Origin of the sequence: Myceligenerans pegani (assembly GCF_014892515.1) — a bacterium.
In the GTDB taxonomy this organism is placed as follows: Bacteria; Actinomycetota; Actinomycetes; order Actinomycetales; family Cellulomonadaceae; genus Myceligenerans; species Myceligenerans pegani.
In genome coordinates this window covers 115006-133461 of sequence record NZ_JADBGR010000104.1, presented here as the reverse complement: position 1 = coordinate 133461, position 18456 = coordinate 115006, and the positions used below count along the sequence as shown (strand labels likewise).

Here is an 18456-nt window from a genome sequence, read left to right as displayed (position 1 = left end):
GGACGCACGCTAGGACGAGCGCGGAAGCGAGTCAAATCGGATGTTCTACCGCGTGGTCGCGATCGCGGGGAGGACCACCCGGTCCCAGCCCGCGGCGAACCTCGGCTTGAAGAAGCCGAGGTGTCCCACCCGATCGCCGCCCAGCTCGGCGGGCGTGACCTCGCGGTGGGTCAGGTCGGCGCCGGAGTACCACCTCTCCATGGCCTCGGTGGTCTCCCGGGTCACGAGTTCGTCGTCGGTCATGTGCAGGGAGACGATGGGCATCTCGACCGAACCGTACGCGTCGGCGGCGTGCGGGACCTCGCCCAGCAGGTACTCGGGGTGCTGCGCCCAGCGCAGCCACTGCCGCATGACCCCGGCGGGCGCGTTGCCCATGAACCGCACGCGCTTGCCCGGGTAGTACCCGTTCATCCTGATGACCACCGGAAGCAGCACCCGGAACGCGAACGGCGCCGCCCACGCCATGCGCGACCTGCTGATCTCGGCGTGCGGGTTCCCGCCCGCCACGAACAGCGCACGGTCCACCACCTCGTACTTCCCGAGGCCCAGGATCTGGCTGCCGAGGCTGTGCCCCACGTAGGTGACGGGGACGCCGTCGGCGTGTTCCGCCGCCCAGCCGACGACGTCGGCCGCGTCCCCGGCCCACGCGAGCAGGTCGGCATCGACCTCGCGCAGATGACGGCCGCCCGACGACGACGCGAACCCGCGGTAGTCGAACGTGACGGCGCGGATCCCGTGGCCCGCGAGCCACTCGCCGAAGCCCGCGTAGAACGACGCGGGCACGGCGAACGCGGGCACGATCACCGCGACCCCGCGAGGCTCACCCTCGGGCTCGAAGGTCCTGACGCCGAGCTCATGCCCGTCCCGCGCCCTGACAACCTGCCGAACGCCCCAGGCACCACCATCGTCGGTCGTCACGCGCCCAGACTACCCGAACCTGAAACCCCGAGTATCGGCTACCGGCGGCGAGCGACCGCGGAGAGCGCTGTGACGACATTCCCGACTACCACAGAACGTCAGGAAGTGGAGCACTATTCAGCGGTGGCTGAAACATTCAGGCAGGACCAAAAAGGCAGCAACATGACGAGAAAGTGGACTTAACGTGAACTCGTCCTTTGCGACGATCCCCGGACGATCGCCCAGGACGCTCCGGCGGACGTCCGTGGCGGAGACGTGCGCCTGTCAACCGAACAAGAAGGGCAACCATGCGCGCCAGAGCAATGCTGATCTCACTCGGAATCGCTGTCGCTTTCACGGGATTCTCCGCGACCACGGCGAGTGCTTACGACAACTCGAACCTCTCGATTTCGAGGTCGGAGTACGACACCGACTACTGCCTCTGCCACGACTACAGCGGCCTCGACTACACCGGCTTCAAGCACGACGCCGGCGGCGAGGCCCTGAAGCTGGTCGTGAAGAACAACGGCACCGCCGTGGCGCAGGTCGAGTTCCACCCGTGGGACGAGATCCTGTACGTCTACGACGGCAAGAACGACGGTGACACGATCTACGTCCGGGCGATGTGGTGGGAGGGCTCGGGCTTCGTCAGGGAGGACGGGGGACCCTACTGGGCGCCGGGGACGTCGAAGGAACTCGACATGAACAAGATCCAGATGGACTCCGACGACGACATCGACGAAGGCACGGTCGTGTACTTCAGGCTCTACGACGACAAGGACGGGAACGACCCGATCACCGACTGGTACCAGTACAACGGGCATGCCTGACAGCCGGACGCCCAGGGGGTGGTTGTCGACGACCGCCACTCCCTGGGCGTTCCCGCGCACTGGATCCGGATCTTCCCGCAGATTCGGTCGCTCACCCGCTGGCGTCCGGTCACCCAGCGCTCACAGCGCCTTGAGGATCTCCTCCACGCGGTCCTTCGCGTCGCCGAAGAGCATCGCGGTGTTCTCCTTGAAGAACAGCGGGTTCTGCACGCCCGCGTAGCCCGTGGCCATGGACCGCTTGAAGACGACGACGTCGCGCGCCTTCCACACCTCCAGCACCGGCATCCCCGCGATCGGCGAGCCCGGGTCCTCCTGCGCGGCCGGGTTCACGGTGTCGTTGGCGCCGATCACCAGGACGACGTCGGTCTCGCCGAAGTCCCCGTTGATCTCGTCCATGCCCTCGACGATGTCGTACGGCACCTTCGCCTCGGCGAGCAGCACGTTCATGTGTCCCGGCAGCCGCCCGGCGACCGGATGGATCGCGAACCGCACCCGCACGCCGCGCTCGGCGAGCTTCGCCGCGAGGTCCGCGACCGGGTACTGCGCCTTCGCCACCGCCATGCCGTAGCCGGGCGCGATGATCACGCTCCGGGCGGCGACGAGCTGGTCGGCGACCGCGGGCGGCGTCGTCTCGCGGTGCTCGCCGTCGTGCCCGTCCGACGACGCCGGACCGGCCGCTTGCCCGAACCCGCCGAGGATCACCGACACGAACGACCGGTTCATCGCCCGGCACATGATGTAGCTGAGGATCGCACCCGAGGACCCCACGAGCGCGCCCGTGATGATCAGCAGGTCGTTGCCGAGCATGAACCCCGCCGCCGCGGCGGCCCAGCCGGAGTACGAGTTCAGCATCGAGACGACGACGGGCATGTCTCCCCCGCCGATCGCCGCGACCAGGTGCCAGCCCAGCGCGAGGGCGAGCACGGTCATGAGCAGCAAGGGCACCACGGCCCCGCCCTCGCCCGCACCCGCGCCGCCGCCCGCCGAGCCCCCGGTCACCCCGCCGCCCGTCCCGAGCGCACCCAGGTACCAGGCCAGCAGCACCGCGCACGCCACCACGACGCCCAGGTTCAGCCAGTTCCGCGCGGGCAGCGTCACGGGCGCGGACCTGAGCCGCCCGGACAGCTTCCCGAACGCCACGAGCGACCCCGTGAACGTCACGGCGCCGATCAGCACCCCGAGGTAGATCTCGACGGCATGTACCGTGCCGCCGCCCGTGGCGTGCCCCTCCCCCGCCGCGCCCGGCGAGTACGCCGTGAGGTAGGACCCGAACCCCACCAGCACCGCCGCGAGGCCCACGAACGAGTGCAGCAGCGCGATGAGCTCGGGCATCTGCGTCATCTCGACGCTCCGCGCCCGCCAGGTGCCCACGGTCGCGCCGATGACCAGCACGAGCAGGATGAGCGCCGCCGTGACCCCGACGGGCCGCTCGGAGCGCACCAGCGCGAGCGCGATGGTCGCGCCGAGCGCCAGCACCATGCCTGCCATGCCGAGGTTCACGCCGCGCTTCGCGGTCTCCTGCCGGGACAGGCCCGCCAGCGACAGGATGAACAGCACCGCCGCCACGACGGAGGCCCCCTGGACCAGTCCGGTCGTCGTCATCGCGCGCTCCCCTCGGCAGGCGTCTCGTCGGCCTTGCGGAACATCCGCAGCATCCGCCGCGTCACGAGGAACCCGCCGAAGACGTTGATGCTCGCCACGGCCGCGGCGATGGTCGCCAGCACGGTCACCAGGAGCGACGAGGACCCGATCTGCAGCAGCGCGCCCACCAGGATGATGCCGGAGACGGCATTGGTCTGGCTCATCAGCGGCGTGTGCAACGCGTGGGTGACGGACCGGATCACGTAGAACCCGACGACGATCGCGAGCGCCAGCACCGTGAAGTGTCCGACGGTCTCGGCGGGTGACGCGGCGACGACCAGCCCGGCGAGGACGGCGGCCGCGACGGCGAGCGCCCCGGTGAGCCAGGTGGGGCGGCGCCGGGCGGGCGTCTCGGGGCCGACGGCGGTCGTGGTGCCGTCCGTGCCGTCCGCGGCCCTCGCCGCCGGGGCCGCGGGTGCCGCGCTGACCTGGACGGCCGGTGGCGGCCAGAGCACCTCGCCGCCGCGGGCGACGGTGATCCCGCGCTGCACGACGTCGTCCAGGTCGAGCCGGACCTCGCCGTCCTTGCCGGGCGTCAGCAGGGTGAGCAGGTTGGCGACGGCGGTGCCGTGCAGCTCGGAGGTGTGGCGCGGCATGCGGGCGGGCAGGTCGGTCCAGCCGAGGACGACGACGCCGCCCGGGGACACCACCCGCTCCCCCGGGACGGTGAGTTCGCAGTTGCCGCCGCCGGGTGCGGCGAGGTCGACGATCACGGAGCCGGGCCGCATGGCCGCCACGGCCTCGGCGGTGAGGGTGGTGGGCGCGGTGCCGCGCACGAGCGCGGTGGTGATGACGATGTCGGCCGCGGCGGCCTCGCGCGTGTAGAGGCGCAGGGCTGCGGCGAGCTGGTCCTCGGTGAGGGGTGCGGCGTAGCCGTCGGCGCTGACCTGCTGCTGCGCCTCGGGTTCGGAGACGAACTCGGCGCCCATGGACTCGATCTGCTCGGCCACCTCGGGCCGCACGTCGAACGCGCGGACGCGTGCGCCGAGCGCGGTGGCGGCGCCGAGGGCGGCGAGCCCGGCGACGCCGGCGCCGATCACGAAGACGGTGGCGGGCCGGGTGCTGCCGGCCGCGGTGACCTGGCCGCCGAACATGCCGGAGTACTCAACGGCGGCCTCGACGACGGCGCGGTAGCCGGCGACGTTGGACAGGACGGAGAGCACGTCGAGGGACTGGGCGCGGGAGATGCGGGGCACGGCGTCGAGGGCGAGGGCGGTGATCCCGCGCTCGGCCAGCGCGCGCACGCGGTCGGGGTGGGCGGCGGGGGCGAGCCGGGCGACGAGGGTCGATCCGGGTCGCATCAGCTCGGTGACGTCGTCGGGCACGACGGTGCAGACGACCACGTCCGACTCCCACGCGACGGCGGGGTCGGAGACGACGAGCGCGCCGGCGGCGCGGTAGTCGTCGTCGGGCAGCCCGGCGGCGGCTCCGGCGCCCTCGGTGACGACGACGTCGTAGCCGAGGGCGCCGAGCCGCTCGACGGCCGACGGCGTCGCGGCGACCAAGGGCCCCGCGTCGTCGGGGATACCGATCTGCATCTGTGGCTACCTCTCCTCGTCGGTGCGGCGGGGTACGGGGAACGTGACCGGCAGCCGCGCGGGGTACCGGAGCCAGGGCGACGGCGCCCACTCGAGGTCGGCGGGGTCGCCGTCGAATGTCACGTGCAGGCGCCGGACCAGGGTCTCGGCGGCGATCCGTGCGATGACGCGCGCGAGCCGGGGCGCCGGGCAGGTGTGGGGCCCGCCGCCGAAGGAGAGGTGGGCGCGGTTGCCGATCTCCTCCCACTGGTCGTCGGGCAGGATCGCCGGGTCGTGGTTCGCGGCGTGCACGGACATCACGACGGCGTCGCCCCGCTCGATGAGCTTGTCGTCGAGCAGGACGTCGCGCGTGGCGTACCGCGGCACCATGTTCGGGTTGGGGGTCGAGCGCCACAGGACCTCGTCGAGGGCGTCGTCGATGTTGAGCCGGCCGCCGCGCAGGCGGTTGGAGAAGCGTTCGTCGGTGAGGACGAGGGTGAGGGTCTGGGCCACCCAGGACAGCAGGGACGTGCTGGCGATCGATGTGAGGGCGATGAGGGTCTGCGCCCGTTCGAGGTCGTCCTGGAAGGCCGGGTGGCGGGCGAGCACGCCCGCGATATCCGTCGTGCCACGTTCCGCGCTGCGGGCCAGGTGCGTGCGGACGATGCCGCCGAGCTCCTTGCGCAGGTCCCGCGCGTCCGGGCCGACGTCGAAGATCGCCTGGATGATCTCCTGGATGCGCTGGGCGTCCTCGGGGTCGTACCCCGCGAGCTCGGACATGACGAGGAAGGGCACGGCGGCGGCGTACTCGGCGACGAGGTCCGCCCGGCCGCGCCGCTCGAAGCGCTGGATGAGCATCGTGCACAGGCGCCGCACGACGACGGCGGTGCGGATCTCGTCGACCTGTTCCAGGGCGTCGTCGATCGGGGCTCGCAGGCGCATGTGCTCGGCGCCGTCCTGGTGGATCGCCGTGTGCTGCGGGGCGCGGGAGATGAGCGGGCGCAGCCCGGAGTGCGGGCCCAGCAGTTCCTCGTCGTGCCCGCGCCAGGTGGAGGGGTCCTTGACGAAGGTGCGGTCGTCGCGCATGACGGCGACCACCTCGGCGTGCCCGAGCACCAGCCAGGCCGGCACGCCCGGCTCCAGGTCGACGGGCGCGACGGGTCCCCAGCGTTCCCGCAGCCGCGAGTACACGTCGTCGGGGTCGTCGGCCGCGGTGGTCTCGGAGAGGAGGTGGCGGTCGTGCACGTCGCCGAGCCGTAGCGCCTGCTGGGCGGGTATGCCTCCGGGGCCGGCCCCGGCCGTGCGCCCGGGAGCGGGCTTCGCACCGGGCGTGGCGCCGGGGCGGGCCGTCCGTCCGGGCGCGTGCCCCGCTCCGGTCATCCGTCCGAGTTCGGTCATGGTCGTCCTCCGTCCCGCGGCAGGCACAGCGTCAGGGTCCGGTGGTGGGCGGTCACGGTGACGGGCAGGGGCCCCACCGGCTCGCCGTCGGCGTACATGACCAGGTCCTCGCCCGCCTCGACCCGGACGGAGGCGGCGCGCAGCGCGCGGACGCCCGGGCGGCCCAGGTGCTCGCCGCGCCTGATCGGCCGGTCCAGGCCGATGAGCCCGAGCCGGCCCACGTCCTCGACGAGCGTGATGTCGAGGAGCCCGTCGCGCGCGTCGGCGACGGGCAGGATGGGCCGGCCGCCGCCGTAGTAGCGCGTGTTGCCGATGGCGAGCAGGTGGCCGCGGGTCTCGACCGGGTCGTCGCCGGGATCGAGCGTGAGCCGGTAGGAGAACGTGCGCAGCCCGAGCAGTTCGAGGTGGGTGCCGAGGGTGTAGCGGGCGGCGCCCCTGGGGTGGCGCATCCGGTTGATGCGCTCGTTGGCGCGGGAGTCGAACCCGGCGCAGGCGATGGTCGCGAAGGCGGTGACGGTGCCGTCGTCGCCGGTGATCGTGCCGGTGTCGACGAGCGTGCGGGCGCCGTCGAGCACGACGTCGGCCGCGTCCCGCGGGACCGGCGGGATCCCGTGCATCCGGGCGAGGTCGTTCCCGGTCCCCCCGCCGACGGGGGCGAGCGGCACGCCGGTGCCGATCACGTGCGGCAGCACGGCGGCGATCGTGCCGTCGCCGCCGACGACCGCCAGCACCTCCGGTCCCGCCGCGACGGCTTCCTTCGCCAGACGGACGGTGTCGTCGGGCCCGGCGCCCCGGTAGGTGCGGACCGTGGCGCCGCGCTCGGTGAGCCGGCCGACCACGGCGTCGGCATGCTCGGCGCCCGCGCCACGCCGCGACGCGGGATTGACGAGCACCGCGATGTGCCCGCTGTCGTCCATGCCGCTCCCTTCGGGGTGGATCCGCGTGGACCTGTGGTCATGTGATGGCCTGCACCATGACCCTCGTGGATGCTAGCGGACCGAGAACCACAAACCAGTCGCCCGCAAGTCACGATCCGGACAGGATGCGGGCGGTCAACGACGCGAAGGAGCGAACAGGCGGTCGCGCAGGCGCAGGGCCCAGGTTGCCTGCATCGGGATCGGCGGGTCGCGGTGCAGGATCGCGACCGACACGGCCAGCGCCAGCAGCCCCAGCGCCCATCCCCCGGGCACGTCGCTGATCCAGTGGTAGTCGACCCGCACCATGATCCAGCCGGAGACGGCCACGACCAGGCCACTCACCAGCATCCACGGCGCGAGCCACGCCCGCCGCGGCCGCAGCCCTCGCTCGCCGATGAGCAGGACCCCGGCCATCGCCCAGGTGTAGGCGGCGTTCGCGGCGTGCCCCGACGGCCACGCCCGGCCGCCGCCGTGCAGCACGTCGACGCCCGTCCACGGCATCGTGCGGCCCAGTCCGAACTTCAGCGAGTAGCCGACCACCGCGATGATCACGAGCCCGGCCGCCACCGCGACGAGCGGCCGCCAGTCACGTCGGCGCAGCGCCTGCCAGCCGGCGAGCACGCCGAGCACCGGGACGGTGACGAGACGCTCGCCCGTCACGGTGGCGAACGCGTCGAGCAGCCATTTCGTCACGCCCCCGGGAAGATTGGCGTCCGCCCAGACGTGGTAGTCCCAGTCGGCCGCGACGAACGGGCCGGACACCACGACCTGCCACGTGCCGACGGCGAGCAGGACGGCCGAGACACCCCCGAGCCACGCCATGCCCGACTCAACTCGCTTCACGCGCCCGATCCTACGGGCAGGAGCGTGCCCGGGTTCATGATGCCCGCCGGGTCCAGTTCCTTCTTGACCGCGCGGAGGATGCGCAGGCCGTGCTCGCCGATCTCGCGCTCGAGCCACGGGGCGTGGTCCGTCCCGACGCCGTGGTGGTGCGAGATCGTCCCGCCCGCGGCCGTGATCGCGTCGTTCACGCGCGCCTTGACCGGCTCCCACGCGGCGGCCATGTCGCCGGGCAACCCCGCGACGACCGTGAAGTACAGGGAGGCGCCCGTCGGGTAGACGTGGGACACGTGACACAGAACGCGGTGCCGCGCTCCGGCGTCGGCGAGCCCGGTCGTCAGGGCCTCCGTCACGGCCGTCCGCAGCGCGTGCAGCTCGGACCACGTCGTCGCCGTCTCCAGCGTCTCCGCGAACACCCCGTGCTCCAGCAGTGTGTCGCGCAGGTACGGCGCGCCGAACCGGCCGCGGTGCCAGGCCTCGGCCAGCTTGCGTGACGCCGGCCGACCGCCCGCCGCGGTCAGCACGGCCGCGGTCGCGTCGCGCCGGGACCGGGCCACACCCGCGGGGCCCTCGTGCAGCACCACGGCGGTGCACCCCTTGCTCAGCGCCTTGCCGATGCTCCCCGCCTGCGCGAGCGACACCGCGGTCTCCGCCTCGTCGGACAGCCGGATCACGGTCGGACCGGTCCCGGCCTGCGTCACCCGCCGCAACGCGTCCGCCCCGGTCCGGAAGTCGGGGAACGTAAAGGCGTCGAAGTGCCGCTCGGCCGGGGTCTCGTGCACGCGCAACCGCACCCGCGTGATCACGCCGAGCGCTCCCTCCGAGCCGAGGAACAGGCGCACCAGGTCCGGCCCCGCCGCCGATCCGGGCGCCCGCCCGAGGTCGAGCGTCCCGGTGGGCGTGACCACGCGCAGCCCCGTCACCATCGCGTCGAACCGCCCGTACCCGGCCGAGTTCTGGCCCGACGACCGCATCGCCGCGAACCCGCCGAGCGACGCGAACTCGAAGCTCTGCGGGAAATGGCCCAGCTCGAACCCGCGCTCCGCGAGCGCCGCCTCGGCCGTGGGCGCCCGGGTGCCCGCCCGGAACGTCGCCTCGCCCGACACCTCGTCGAGCCGTTCCAGGCCCGCGAGCCGTCGCAGGTCGAGGCTGATCGCGCCGCGGTGGTCCCCGGCGTCGGGCCCGAGGCCCCCGGTGACGGCCGTCCCGCCGCCGAACGGGACGACGGCGAGCCCGCGCTCGGCCGCGATCCGCAGCACGGCGGCGACGTCGGCCTCGCTGCCCGGCAGCACGACGGCGCCCGGTGCGGCCTGCCGCCGCGCCCGGCGGCGCACGAGGTCGGGGGTGGACTTGCCGCCGGCGTGCCGCACGCGTGTGTCGTGGTCGGTGCGCACGTCATCAGGCCCGACGGCGGCCGCCAGCGCCGCGACGTCGGCGGCGTCGAGCACCGGGGTGGTGAGCTCGACGTCGTCGAGCCGGAGCCGCTCGGCGCGCCGCGGCCGGTGCCCGAGCACGGCGGTGAGCAGGAGCGTGACGCCGGCGGGCAGCTTCTCGGCGGCCCGGGAGGGGTCGCCCCAGCCGTCCCAGCGCATGTCGATCTCCGTCATGGATTACAGTGTTACACATCATGTCAGTCCGTAACGTTGCCTCCGTGGCCGCCGACGCCCCCGACGCGATCGGCGTACGCCTCCTCGACGCCGCCGGGCACCTCGTCGCCACCCGCGGCCTCAAGGGCCTGACGATCGCCGAGCTGGCCCGCGAGGCCGAGGTCAGCCGCCCCACGGTCTACCGCCGCTTCCGCTCGTCCGACGACGTCGTCCGCGCGCTCCTCGGCCACCGCGCCACGCTGCTCGTGGCCCAGGCGAGCCACGAGGCCCGCCGCGGTGCGCACGCTCCCGACCGCGCCGCGATCGTCGCCGGCGTGCTGGCGTTCGGCGACCTGTTCCGCGCCGACCCCGTGTTCCGGCGCCTGCTGCGGCGCGAGCCGGAGGTGTTCACCCGCTACACGCTCCAGCGCATCGGGCGCTCGCAGCGCGTCATCCACGAGTGGATCGCCGCCGCGCTCGCCGCGGCGCAGGAGGGCGGGTCGGTCCGGGCGGGCGATCCTCACGACATGGCCCTGATGGTGCTGATCGTCTCCCAGGGCGCGCTGCTGTCCGGCCCCACGGTCGCGGACCTCGTCGATCCGGACGCCTGGCGCGCGGAACTGGCCCACGCCCTCGACGCGTACCTGCGGCCGTGATCCGGGAGCCGACCGCGCTGAACGGCGCGCGCCGCGCCCGCGAGCTCGACGAGCTGGCCTCCGCCGAGGTGGACGTGCTCGTCGTCGGCGGTGGCGTGACCGGCGCGGGGGTCGCGCTGGACGCCGTCTCGCGCGGCCTGTCGGTGGCCCTCGTCGAGGCGCGCGACCTGGCCTGGGGCACGTCGCGGTTCAGCTCGAAGCTCGTGCACGGCGGGCTGCGCTACCTCGCCACGGGCGACGTCGGCGTCGCCCGCGAGAGCGCCCGCGAACGCCACCTGCTGATGACGCGGATCGCCCCGCACCTGGTGCGCCCGCTCGGCCAGCTCGTGCCGGTGCTCCCGGGGGTGTCCGCGCGACAGGTCGCGGCGTCCGCGATCGGCATGTCGCTGGGCGACCTCCTGCGCCGGGGCGCCGGAACGCCGTCGTCGGCCCTGCCGTCCTGGCGGCGCACGGGCGCCGGGGAGACGCTCCGCCTCGCCCCCGCCCTGGCGCCCGGCGGGCTGCGCGGCGGGCTGCTCGGCCACGACGGGCAGCTCGTGGACGACGCGCGGCTCGTGGTGGCCCTCGCCCGGACGGCGGCCGGGCTGGGCGCACGGGTGCTGACGCGGGTACGGGTGGACCGGATCCGGCCCGACAGCGCCGATCTGACCTGCGCCGTCACCGGGGAGCGGCTGACCGCCCGGGCACGCGTGGTGATCAGCGCGACCGGCGTCTGGGCGGGCGCGCTCGACCCGTCCGTGCGGCTGCGACCCAGCCGCGGCACGCACCTGGTGATTCCGGCGGCACGGCTGGGCAACCCCGGCGCCGGGCTGATGGTGCCGCTGCCGGGTTCGGTCAGTCGGTTCGTCTTCGCGCTGCCGCAGCAGCACGGGCGCGTGTTCGTCGGGCTCACGGACGAGGAGGCGCCCGGCCCGGTGCCCGACGTCGCCGATCCGACGCCCGCCGAGATCGAGTTCCTGCTCCGCACGGTGTCCCGCGTGCTCCAGGTGCCGCTCACCAGCGACGACGTCGTGGGTGCGTACGCCGGGCTCCGTCCGCTGGTCGACACGGTGGACGACGGCGCCGGCGGGCGCCGCAGCTCCGACGTGTCCCGGCGGCACCTCGTGACGGTCTCGGCGCACACCGGCGCGGTGAACGTCCTGGGCGGCAAGCTCACGACCTACCGGCAGATGGCCGAGGACGCCGTCGACGCGGCGGTCGGCCACGCGGGCCTGGCGGCCGGGCCGTGCCGGACGCGCACGCTGCCGCTGGTGGGCGCGCCGGGGGCGGTGCCGGGCGCGGCTCCGGCGGGGATGACCGAGGGCCTGTGGGCGGAGGTCGTGGCGCGGCACGGCGCCGAGGCGCGCCGGGTCGTCGACGGCGCGCGCACTCGCTCGGCCACGGCCGCCGTCGGGCACCTGCGGATCGCGCGCGCCGAGATCGAGTGGGCGATCACCCACGAGGGCGCACTCGACGCCGACGACGTCCTGGACCGCCGTACCCGCATCGGCCTGGTCCCGGCGGACCGTTCCGCACTGGCCGAGGAGATCGAGGAGATCGTCGCGGCGGTGTGATCCCGGCGGTTCAAGTGGGTCAGGCGATCCAGGTGGTTCAGCCGAGCAGGTGGCGGTTCGGCTCGCGGGCGGCCTCGGCAAGGTCGCGGATCTGGAGGACCGTGCGGCCCGCGCGCTCGAGGATCTCCGCGCCCCGGCCCTCGACGAACAGCTCCGGCTCCGACCAGGCGAACACGATCCGCGGGATCCCGGTGGCCAGGATGTGCTCCGTGCACGTCACCTCGCGGGACGCCCGCTTGCTGCACGGTTCGAGCGACGTGTAGATCGTGGCGGAGCGCAGCCGGGGGCGGTCCGCGCCGGTCACGTCGGCCAGGGCCGCCTCCTCGGCGTGCTCGGTCAGGCCGTGGCGGCGCGACCAGCCGCGACCGAGCACCGTACCGTCGTCGGCCACGATGATCGCGCCCACGCTGAAGGCCGTGCGCGACGGCGGGCACCGGTGGGCGAGGGCGATCGCCTCGAGCAGGAGTTCCCGGTCGGCGGGCGTCGCGGTCCCGGCGCCGGGCGCGGCCCCGGTCATGAGCGGCCTCCCGGTCGGGTGGCCGCCCCACCGCCCGCGCCGGCCGGATCGGCGGCGTCGCCGGCGGGCCGCGCGGGTTCCGGCGCGTAGCGCAGGAGGACGAGGTCTCCCAAGGGGCGGGCCTCCAGCAGCCTCATGGGCCGGGCCGGTCCCTGCGGGAAGACGCCCGGCCCGGTGAATCGCGGGGCGGAGGCGTCCCCGACGAAGAACGGCGCGAGCACGATGTGCAGCTCGTCGACCAGTCCGGCCGTGAGGAACAGGGTGTGGATCCGGCCTCCGCCCTCGACCATCAGGCGCTCGACGCCGCGGGTGGCGAGGTCGGCCAGGATCGCGGGCGGGTCGATCCGCGGGCCGAGAGGCACGACGTCGGCGACGGAGCCGAGACGCGCGCGCACCTCGCCCGCCGCGGCGTCGGTGGTGTAGACGACCTTGGCGGCGTCGCCGGTGAAGAACCGGGCCCGCGGGTCGAGGACCCCGCCGCCCGCCGTGACGGTGACCTTGACCGGGGACTCGCGTCGCGCGTCGGCGACGCGCTTCGCCCGGCGCTCCGCGGACCGCACCTCCAGGCGCGGGTCGTCCGCGCGGATCGTGCCGGCGCCGACGAGGATCGCGTCCGCCCGCGCCCGCTCCTCGTCGACGCGGTCGAAGTCCGCGTCGTCCGAGAGCAGGAGCCGCTCGGTGCCGGCGTCGTCGATGTACCCGTCGAGGGACGCCGCGACCGAGAGAAGCACGTGCGGGCGAGGGGGCATGGCACCAGTTTCGCAGGGCGCGCGGGATCGGAGAGCGTGACCCACCGCACTTTGACGACCTGTAAATATCACGACGGCATAACCATTATCGAGCCCTTGTGAATCTCTCGTGCGACCCGGGCACAAGCCGGGGCGAGCGGGTGAATTCGACCATAAGATCGCGGGCGATGTTGCGAATTCAGGGGGCTCACAACGCGGCGTACGGTGGCGCGCCGGCGCGGGGACTGCCCGATACCGGTGCCCTGTCCATGAACCGGGCACGGCCCGTGCCGAGCGGCCCGGTCCCTCCCGCTCCGGAATTCGTCCCGGTGAGGGAATACGTGGTGAGCCGCGTGCGCGCCGACCTCGGCTCCGCCCGGAGCGGCGCTGTGACGCAGCCGTGGATCGCCCCGGCGACCGTCGGCGTCGTCCTCGTCCTCGCCTTCGTGTGGATGGTGGTCCAGGTGATCTCGGCCGGGCCGTTCATCGCCTGGGACTGGGTGGCCCGCGAGTGGGTGTACGCCCGCCGGGCACAGGGCGGGATGGCCACGTTCCTCGAGGTCCAGGCGTTCGTCACCGGCGAGCGCTGGGCGACGGTGCCGGTCGTCATGGGCGCCGGCGCGCTCGTCGCGTACCGGCGGGGCGGGCTGCGGCCGTTGTACGCCGTGATGGCGGGGCTCGCCACGATCGCCGCGATCGGCTACCCGGTGAAGTTCGGCCTGGGACGCTCGAGCCCGGTGACCGGGGTCGACCTGCTGCAGGCCGGCGGGCAGGCGTTCCCGTCCGGGCACGCCGCCAACACGGCGTTCACCGCGACGATGGTGGTTTTCCTGCTGTACGGGTCGGCAGGGCTCCGCCAGGACAAGCGCCGGTTCCGCCGGGGCGTCGTGGTCGTGGTGGCGCTGCTCGCGGTGAGCGGCACGCTCGTGGCGTGGATGGGATACCACTGGCTCAGCGACATCCCCGCGGGCTGGCTGATGGGATTCATCGCGGTGTGCGTCTCGCTGACGGTCCTCCACTGGCCGGAGCGCGCCGCCGCCGGGCCCGGAGACGAGCCGGGACACGGTCCGGAGCCCGAGCCGCACCCCTGGATCGCGGGCGACTCGCCCCGGCCGCACCCGACCGCCGGTGGCATCCGGCCTCGTGCCGGTATCCGGATCCGTCAGACGGCCTCGGACAGCAGATCCCGCACCCCGGCGCGCAGGGTGTCCCGCGCCTCGGTCGGGTCGCCGAGGTAACCGCCGACCATCGCGCCGTCGCGCAGCGCCATCCAGCGCCGGCCCGCCCGGTCCGGGCGCGGGTGCCCGGCGCCGCGCAGCGCGTCGGTGACGACGCCGAGCAGCCAGTCCCGGTGCGCCCGTACCGCCCGGCGCACCGGGCTGGACGGGTCCGGGTACTCCGCGGCCGCGTTGATGAAGGCGCAGCCCCGGAAGCCGGGGGCGCACAACGTCTCGGCCACGAGGTCCGTCACCGTCGTCAGCCACGCCCCCGCGTCCTCGCGCGTGCGCGGGGGCTCGCCCGCCCGCTCCCGCAGCGCCGCGTCGGTCGCCTCGATGTAGGCGACCACCAGGGCCTCCTTCCCTGCGAAGTGCCGGTAGAACGTCGCACGCGTCACCGACGCCTCGGCGACCACCTTCTCCACGCCCACACCCCGCACGCCCTCGGCGTAGAACAGCTCGGACGCCGTGCGCAGGAGGCGGTCACGGGCGGCGGAGGGGCGCACCGCCGTCACGGCCGGCGGGTGAGTGGTCATGGGTCTCTCCTTCGTCGGCCCGCGTTCGCGGGCGGGTTCGTCGGCCCGTGTTCGCGGGCAGGGCGGGCGGCGGTCGACGGGTGGTTCCCGACTCCGACGTGACGGCTGTTCCTGACTGCTCTGTGACGGATGGTTCCTGACTCCACCGTAGCGGCGGCTCGTCACCGTAGCGGCGGCTCGCCGCCACGCGGGTTGACACGGAAGTGCATTCCGGTATGTAGTGGGCACGCAAGTAGAACGATCGTTCTTTCTACTCTACGACGGAGGACCCATGACCGCTCTCTACACCGCCTCGGCCACCGCCACCGGGGACGGCCGCGACGGCCGCGCCGTGACGTCGGACGGCCTGCTCGACGTCGACCTCGCCGTGCAGAAGGAGCTCGGCGGCGCCGGCGGGGCGACCAACCCGGAGCAGCTCTTCGCCGCCGGCTGGGCGGCCTGCTTCCACAGCGCGCTCAAGCTCGTGGCCCGCCAGGAGAAGGCCCCGATCAGCGACTCGGCCGTCACGGCGGAGGTGGGCATCGGCCCGAACGACGCGGGCGGCTTCGCCCTCGAGGCCGTGCTCACGGTCGAGATCGGCGGCGTGGATCAGGCGGCCGCCGAGCGCCTCGTCGCCGCGGCCCACCAGGTCTGCCCCTACTCGAACGCGACCCGCGGCAACGTCCCCACGGACCTCAAGGTCGTCACGGCCTGACCCCACTCCCCCGGCAGAGGAGGGCGCTCCGCGCTTGGCACACTTTTCGCGCCAGGTCGGGCGCCTTGTCGGATGGTCGGCCGCTCGGGGAGCCGACCATCCGACGTCGAACCGACCACCCGACGATCCGCTCCCCTCAGTACGTCGCGATCGCCGTCTCCTTGACCGAGAGCCACACCCGCCGACCCGGGGTCAGGCCCAGCTCCCGCGTCGCCGCCGGCGTGACGTCGGCGATCAGCTGATGGTCGCCGTGGACCTGCAGGCGCACGGCGTCGCCGTGCGGGGCCGCGCTCCGGACCGTGCCGGGCCAGCGGTTGCGGGCCGAGCCGTCCGGCTCGTGCACCGACACCGTCACCGCCGACGGCGGGAATGCCCGGAAGTGATCGCCTTCGCGGATCACGTTGAGCCCGACCAGCCGGGCCACGTGCTCGGTGCGAGGCCGCGCGGCGACCTCGTGCGGCGACCCGGACTGCGCCAGGCGGCCGCCGTCGAGCACCGCCACGCGCGTGGCGAGGGTGAGGGCGTCGATCGCGTCGTGGGTGACCAGGACGGTGACGCCCGCGTAGTCCCGCAGGTGTCCCGCCAGCTCGATCCGGAGCGCGGCGGCCACACCGACGTCGAGCCCGGTGAACGGCTCGTCGAGGAGCAGCAGCGCGGGGTCCGTCGCCAGCGCCCGGGCGATCGCGACCCGCTGCGCCTGCCCCCCGGACAGCTCGCCCGGCCGGCGGCCGGCCAGATCGCCCACACCGAGCCGGTCCAGCCAGTCCCGTGCGATGTCGCGGGCCGGCCCTGCCCCGACCCCGCGCGTGCGCGGCCCGAACGCCACGTTCTGCAGCGCGCTGAGGTGCGGGAACAGCCGCCGGTCCTGGAACACGACGCCCACGTGGCGCGCCTGCGGCGGCAGCGCCGTCAGATCGGCCCCGCCGAGCCGCACCGCCCCGGCCGCGGGCTGCAGGCCGGCGAGCGCCTGCACGAGCGTGGTCTTCCCCGCCCCGTTGGGTCCGACGACGGCGACGACGTCGCCGGGCTCGGCCGTCAGTTCGACGTCCAGCCGCCCGGGAACGGACAACCGAGCCAGCAGGCCGCCGGGCCCCCCGCCCCCGCTCACGCCGTCACCAGCCAGCGATCGCGGAGCGCGACCAGCACTCCCACCGACACGACGAGCATGACGAGGCTGAGCGCGAGCACGGCGTCGGTGTCGGCCTGGCGTTCGACGTAGACGAGGATCGGCATCGTCTGCGTGACCCCGGGATAGTTGCCGTTGAACGTGATCGTGGCACCGAACTCCCCGAGCGAGCGGGCCCAGCCGAGGACGAGGGCGGCGGCGATGCCGGGCAGCGCGAGCGGGACGGTGACACGGCGGAACGTGAGCCAGCGGGAGGCACCGAGGGTCGCCGCGGCGTCGTCGTACCCGGCACCGGCCGCGCGCAGGCCGCCCTCCGTGCTGATGACGACGAACGGCAGCGCCACGAAGACGTGCGCGAGGACGACACCCCAGGTGGTGTAGGGGAACGCGAACCCCGTCAGGTCGAGGAGCGGCGCCCCGAGGAATCCGGAGCGGCCGAACGCCGTGCGCAGGGCGATGCCGGCGACGACGGGCGGGAGCACCATCGGCACGATGACGAGCGAGCGCACCAGCCGGCGCCCGGGGAAGTCCACCCGCGCGAGTACCCAGGCGAGCGGCAGCCCGAGCACCAGGCAGATCGCGATCGCGGCCGTCGAGGTGACGACCGAGAGCCACAGCGCGTCGCGGACGGCCGCGGAGCCGAGCGCGGCGACCAGGCTCGCCGGGTCGGTTGCGAGCACCATCGTGATCAGCGGGACCACGAGCAGCAGAACGGCCAGCGCGGCGGGCACGACCAGCACGAGCGGGGCGCGGCCGAGGGGGTCCCGGCGCCGCCGAGCCCCACCGGCCGGGATGACCGACGGCGGTCGCGCCGCCGGGCCGGTCGCCGGAGCCCGCCGGAACCGGAGGCGCCGCCGGTCGTCCGGTTCGCGGGGAGCGTCGTCCGTCGTCGTGCGCCTCATGGCCGGGAGAACCCCGCCGCCGTCAGGACCGACCCGCCCTCCGGGCCGGTCACGAAGTCGGCCCACTCCACCGCGAGCTCCGCGTCGCCCGCCTGGGCGAGGGGCGCCATGAGGTAGGCGTTGCGCTCACCGTCCGCTCCCGGGACCTCGACGGCGGTGACGGCGTCGCCCGCGGAGGCGGCGTCGGTGGCGTAGACGAGGGCGGCCTCCGCCTCGCCGGAGACCACCTTGTCGAGCGTGGCGCGGGCGTCCTCCTCGAGGCTCGCCGGGCGGGCGCCGACCCCGGCGTCGTCCAGGAGGGCGCGCGCGGCCCTGCCGCACGGGACCTCGTCCGCGCAGCGGACCCAGGTGGCGCCGGCCAGGTCGCCGAGGGACCGGACGGCCGCCGGGTTGCCCGGAGGCGTGACGATCACCAGCGTGTTCGTCGCGAACACCACGGGGTCGACGACGGCGCCCGCGGCTCCGGCGATCTCCATCGCGGCCTCGTCCGCGGTGGCGAGGACGTCGCCGGGGGCGCCGTCGGCGGCCTGCTCGGCGAGGTCGGTGCTGGAGCCGAACGAGAACTGGACCTCCACGCCGTCGTGCTCGGCCTCGAACCGCTCCCCGAGTTCGGTGAACGCGTCGGTGAGGGAGGCCGCGGCGAGCACCTGGAGCGTGTCGTCCCTGGCCCCGCCCCCGACGGCGCCACATCCGGCAAGGACGACGGCGGCAGCCGGCACGAGGATCGTCGCCGCGACGAGACGCTGGGTGCGGCGCCGAGCACCCGTCATCGCGCGATCCCCCGCGGGCCTGACCCGGCAGGGGCCCGCCCTCCTGCCGCAGTCTTCGGCAGTCTGCCTGATGATCGGCACCTCGGGCCGCCGATCACCCGACGAACTGCCGAGCGCAGCGGAGCCCCGGC

General features: G+C 74.3%; 18 protein-coding genes. 5 read left to right on the top strand and 13 right to left on the bottom strand.

The window, feature by feature from the left end; all coding sequences use genetic code 11:
* Positions 1 to 45 precede the first annotated feature (45 nt).
* Positions 46 to 918, bottom strand: coding sequence for an alpha/beta hydrolase family protein (locus IIE03_RS18550; RefSeq protein WP_192864249.1), 873 nt, complete (start codon positions 916 to 918; stop codon positions 46 to 48).
* A 287-nt stretch (positions 919 to 1205) separates the two neighbouring features.
* Between IIE03_RS18550 and IIE03_RS18545 the strand changes: the two genes are divergently transcribed.
* Complete coding sequence (locus IIE03_RS18545) at positions 1206 to 1727, top strand: hypothetical protein (protein ID WP_192864248.1); 522 nt, start codon at positions 1206 to 1208, stop codon at positions 1725 to 1727.
* Between the two features lie 120 nt (positions 1728 to 1847).
* Here IIE03_RS18545 and pntB read toward each other — a convergent pair whose 3' ends face one another.
* From pntB to IIE03_RS18515, 6 genes are all read right to left on the bottom strand, one after another.
* Positions 1848 to 3329 (bottom strand): Re/Si-specific NAD(P)(+) transhydrogenase subunit beta, encoded by a 1482-nt coding sequence (pntB, locus tag IIE03_RS18540; RefSeq protein ID WP_192864247.1) that lies wholly within the window; start codon positions 3327 to 3329, stop codon positions 1848 to 1850.
* The gene (locus tag IIE03_RS18535; RefSeq protein ID WP_192864246.1) at positions 3326 to 4906 is read right to left on the bottom strand and encodes a Re/Si-specific NAD(P)(+) transhydrogenase subunit alpha; all 1581 of its coding nucleotides are present in this window, start codon (positions 4904 to 4906) and stop codon (positions 3326 to 3328) included. Before IIE03_RS18535 ends, pntB begins: the two co-directional genes overlap by 4 nt.
* Positions 4907 to 4912: 6 nt before the next feature.
* A complete protein-coding gene (locus IIE03_RS18530; protein ID WP_192864245.1) occupies positions 4913 to 6283 on the bottom strand; it encodes a cytochrome P450 in 1371 nt (456 codons plus the stop codon).
* A complete protein-coding gene (locus tag IIE03_RS18525) occupies positions 6280 to 7200 on the bottom strand; it encodes a diacylglycerol/lipid kinase family protein (RefSeq protein WP_192864244.1) in 921 nt (306 codons plus the stop codon). The genes IIE03_RS18530 and IIE03_RS18525 overlap by 4 nt, the downstream gene beginning before the upstream one ends.
* Before the next feature lie 135 nt (positions 7201 to 7335).
* Positions 7336 to 8043 carry a phosphatase PAP2 family protein gene (locus IIE03_RS18520; protein WP_192864243.1) on the bottom strand — a complete coding sequence of 236 codons (708 nt, stop codon included), beginning with the start codon at positions 8041 to 8043 and terminating at the stop codon, positions 7336 to 7338.
* Complete coding sequence (locus tag IIE03_RS18515) at positions 8040 to 9647, bottom strand: FAD-binding oxidoreductase (RefSeq protein ID WP_225997972.1); 1608 nt, start codon at positions 9645 to 9647, stop codon at positions 8040 to 8042. Before IIE03_RS18515 ends, IIE03_RS18520 begins: the two co-directional genes overlap by 4 nt.
* 20 nt (positions 9648 to 9667) lie before the next feature.
* Here IIE03_RS18515 and IIE03_RS18510 point away from each other — a divergent pair, with 20 nt between their 5' ends.
* Positions 9668 to 10282: a TetR/AcrR family transcriptional regulator gene (locus tag IIE03_RS18510; RefSeq protein ID WP_192864242.1), complete on the top strand. Its 615-nt coding sequence runs from the start codon at positions 9668 to 9670 to the stop codon at positions 10280 to 10282.
* Positions 10279 to 11835 (top strand): glycerol-3-phosphate dehydrogenase/oxidase, encoded by a 1557-nt coding sequence (locus IIE03_RS18505; RefSeq protein ID WP_192864241.1) that lies wholly within the window; start codon positions 10279 to 10281, stop codon positions 11833 to 11835. The genes IIE03_RS18510 and IIE03_RS18505 overlap by 4 nt, the downstream gene beginning before the upstream one ends.
* Positions 11836 to 11872: 37 nt before the next feature.
* Here the strand turns inward: IIE03_RS18505 and IIE03_RS18500 are convergent, their stop codons facing one another.
* Entirely contained in the window at positions 11873 to 12352 is a 480-nt protein-coding gene (locus IIE03_RS18500) for a cytidine/deoxycytidylate deaminase family protein (protein WP_192864240.1), read from the bottom strand.
* Complete coding sequence (locus tag IIE03_RS18495) at positions 12349 to 13101, bottom strand: RibD family protein (RefSeq protein WP_192864239.1); 753 nt, start codon at positions 13099 to 13101, stop codon at positions 12349 to 12351. Before IIE03_RS18495 ends, IIE03_RS18500 begins: the two co-directional genes overlap by 4 nt.
* Positions 13102 to 13424: 323 nt before the next feature.
* Between IIE03_RS18495 and IIE03_RS26840 the strand changes: the two genes are divergently transcribed.
* Positions 13425 to 14318, top strand: coding sequence for a phosphatase PAP2 family protein (locus IIE03_RS26840; protein WP_192864238.1), 894 nt, complete (start codon positions 13425 to 13427; stop codon positions 14316 to 14318).
* Here IIE03_RS26840 and IIE03_RS18485 read toward each other — a convergent pair.
* Positions 14243 to 14833, bottom strand: a complete 591-nt coding sequence (locus tag IIE03_RS18485) for a TetR/AcrR family transcriptional regulator (RefSeq protein ID WP_192864237.1) — start codon at positions 14831 to 14833, stop codon at positions 14243 to 14245. The genes IIE03_RS26840 and IIE03_RS18485 overlap by 76 nt on opposite strands.
* A 271-nt stretch (positions 14834 to 15104) precedes the next feature.
* On the opposite strand from IIE03_RS18485, the gene IIE03_RS18480 reads away from it, so the two are divergent.
* A complete protein-coding gene (locus tag IIE03_RS18480) occupies positions 15105 to 15527 on the top strand; it encodes an organic hydroperoxide resistance protein (protein WP_192864236.1) in 423 nt (140 codons plus the stop codon).
* A 136-nt stretch (positions 15528 to 15663) separates the two neighbouring features.
* On the opposite strand, the gene IIE03_RS18475 is transcribed toward IIE03_RS18480, so the two are convergent.
* The 3 genes from IIE03_RS18475 to modA are packed head-to-tail and all read right to left on the bottom strand — an operon-like array spanning position 15664 to position 18325.
* Positions 15664 to 16635, bottom strand: a complete 972-nt coding sequence (locus tag IIE03_RS18475; protein WP_192864235.1) for an ABC transporter ATP-binding protein — start codon at positions 16633 to 16635, stop codon at positions 15664 to 15666.
* Positions 16632 to 17555, bottom strand: a complete 924-nt coding sequence (locus IIE03_RS18470) for an ABC transporter permease (protein WP_192864234.1) — start codon at positions 17553 to 17555, stop codon at positions 16632 to 16634. The genes IIE03_RS18475 and IIE03_RS18470 overlap by 4 nt, the downstream gene beginning before the upstream one ends.
* Positions 17552 to 18325 carry a molybdate ABC transporter substrate-binding protein gene (gene modA / locus IIE03_RS18465; RefSeq protein ID WP_192864233.1) on the bottom strand — a complete coding sequence of 258 codons (774 nt, stop codon included), beginning with the start codon at positions 18323 to 18325 and terminating at the stop codon, positions 17552 to 17554. The genes IIE03_RS18470 and modA overlap by 4 nt, the downstream gene beginning before the upstream one ends.
* Between the last annotated feature and the right edge of the window lie 131 nt (positions 18326 to 18456).